Raw genomic sequence first — 2,175 nt, 5'->3', positions numbered from 1 at the left:
TACTCAGTTCATAGTTGCGCGGTTGGCGGAGTTCGACAATGGGCACCCAGGCTTTTTCTGCCAGCTGCTTTTGCAGGCGGCGGCCGAGTTCCTTCATCTCGGCTTCGCCGATATCGCCGGCCAGCGCCAGGGTGATGACGCGGCTGCGATACTGTTGCTCATAGATCTGCGGGCTCTCGGCATCGCTGGGCAAGCCGGGCAGGGTGTCAACCCTGGACTTGATATCGTTGAGCAGGCGCTGGCTGTCGTAGTTGGCCAGCACTTCGACGCTGATCGACACGCCGTTTTCCTGTGCCAGTGACTCGATGTTGTCGATGCCGTTAAGATCGGCAATGGCTTCCTCGATGCGGTTGAGTAACTGCTCTTCTGCCTGGCGGGGTGAGGCGCCGGGGTAGACAACATCGATTTGTACGCGGTTGACAATGCGTTCGGGGAAAAAGCGCTTTTCAACTTGGTCGAAGGTGGAGGCGCCGCCGATGAAAATCAGCGCCATCAATAAGTTCGCGGCGATGGGGTTGTGAATAAACCAGTGAATGATACGGTTCATTGCGTTTGCTCCGTGCCAGCATCGGCATCGGCATCGGCATCGGCATCGGCATCGGCATCGGCATCGGCATCGGTGACGGCATCGGTGACGGCGACGGGCGTCAGCTCAGTGCCGGCGCGGTTAAGCGCCAGGCCGGAGACCACCACCCGCAGAGGCTCGCTGTCGACGGCGCGCAAATAGACGGTATCACCATCGGAGAAGGCGATATCGGCGGGCTGAATCTGCAGCTGGTTGTTGGGGTCGATAATGCGCAGGTAGCGCTGCTCGTAAATGGCCTCGGCGGGCAGGGCGAGCATGGCTTGCGCGCGATTGCTGGTGATCGTCGCGGTAAAAAATTCGCCGATATGCAGCGGCTGTTGATCGGCGCTGTCGGCATCAACTTCGGCGATCAGGGTGTAGAGGCGGCTGTCGCTGTCGACGGTCGCAGCGGCGCGATAAATAGTGGCCTTGAGCGTGTGCTGGGCATTGTTTAGGCGAACGGCGATACCGCGCTTAAAATCCTCGGCGCTCAGGTTCAGCTGTTGATATTGTTGCTGGCTGATCGGCAGGGCGACTTCCAGGGTGCTGACATCCAATAAGGTGGCCACTGCGCTGCCGGTGTTGACATAGCTGCCCAGCTCGCTGTGAATACTGTCGATCAAGGCATCGAAGGGGGCGCGAATCTGCGTTTGTGCCAGGCGGTGGCGGGCGAGATCGAGCTCCGCTTGGGCGGCGGCGACCGCCTTTTCGGCCTTGTTTAACTGTGGACTGCGCAGAAACAAGGCATTGGCGTCACTGGACCCCAGGTCGCGCCACTCGCGCTTGGCCTGCCGCGCTCGGCCGCGCTCGCTGGCCAGCTGCTCTTCGGCGTCGGCGAGGCGAGCCTGGGCGCGGGCCAGTTCGCTGCGGCTACTGACCTCGTCGAGGTTGAGCAGCAGTTCGCCCTTTGTCACGCGCATGCCGACTTTATAGTGCTCGCTGCTGGCGACGACTTTACCTGATACCTCTGCCGCCAGCTCAACCTGGCGGCGGCTGCTCAGCTTGCCGTGGGCGTTGACCTGCAGCGCGCGAGGCTCAGGGCTAGCCAGTCGGTAGATGGCCTGTGGGGGCGGCATCTCGGTCCGAGCTTGGTCGGCGGGAGCTGGCGGGCCGCCCAGCAGGGCGCGGGCGGCAAGCACGCCGAGGGCGAGTACGGCGACTGGCAGTATGCGGCGTGGCAGTTTCGACATCTCATATCCTTTGGCGTACACGGACGCAGCGGCTGACAATGAAAGGCGCCCGAGCCTAGGGCGCTTGCTGACCTTGCAAATGTTATAATGATATTATATTAATACATTTAAACTCAGGGCGGCCAGCGCTTCAATAGCGCGATGACCTCGCCGTCCCCGCATTGGTGAATTTGGACGATTTAATGGAATACCTGTTAGTTAAGTACCTGCACATTATTGGTTTTGTTTACTGGCTGGGTGGCGATTTGGGCACCTTTTTGTCCAGTCGCTACCTGGTGAACCGCAATATTGGCAACGAGGCCAGGTTGGTGGCCACCAAAATCATGCTCGCCTGCGACCAGGGGCCCAAGCTGGCAATGCCGATGATGTTTGCCCTTGGCGTACATCTTGGCAGTCTGTCGGGCTTGCTACCAGTCGGCG

General features: G+C 60.4%; 3 protein-coding genes. 1 reads left to right on the top strand and 2 read right to left on the bottom strand.

Annotated elements, in window-relative coordinates; all coding sequences use genetic code 11:
- A partial coding sequence (locus ABYM29_RS15545; RefSeq protein ID WP_372865704.1) for an efflux RND transporter permease subunit occupies nucleotides 1–547 on the bottom strand: 547 nt, incomplete at its 3' end.
- The gene (locus tag ABYM29_RS15540; protein ID WP_372865703.1) at nucleotides 544–1,755 is read right to left on the bottom strand and encodes an efflux RND transporter periplasmic adaptor subunit; all 1,212 of its coding nucleotides are present in this window, start codon (nucleotides 1,753–1,755) and stop codon (nucleotides 544–546) included. The genes ABYM29_RS15540 and ABYM29_RS15545, both read right to left, overlap by 4 nt.
- Before the next feature lie 182 nt (nucleotides 1,756–1,937).
- Between ABYM29_RS15540 and ABYM29_RS15535 the strand changes: the two genes are divergently transcribed.
- The coding region (locus ABYM29_RS15535; RefSeq protein WP_372865702.1) for a hypothetical protein at nucleotides 1,938–2,175 on the top strand (238 nt) is incomplete at its 3' end.

The sequence above is a fragment of the Spongiibacter sp. genome, assembly GCF_041602295.1.
In the GTDB taxonomy this organism is placed as follows: Bacteria; Pseudomonadota; Gammaproteobacteria; order Pseudomonadales; family Spongiibacteraceae; genus Spongiibacter.
Note: the sequence above shows the minus strand (reverse complement) of the source record. Positions and strands in the feature narration are given on the sequence as shown.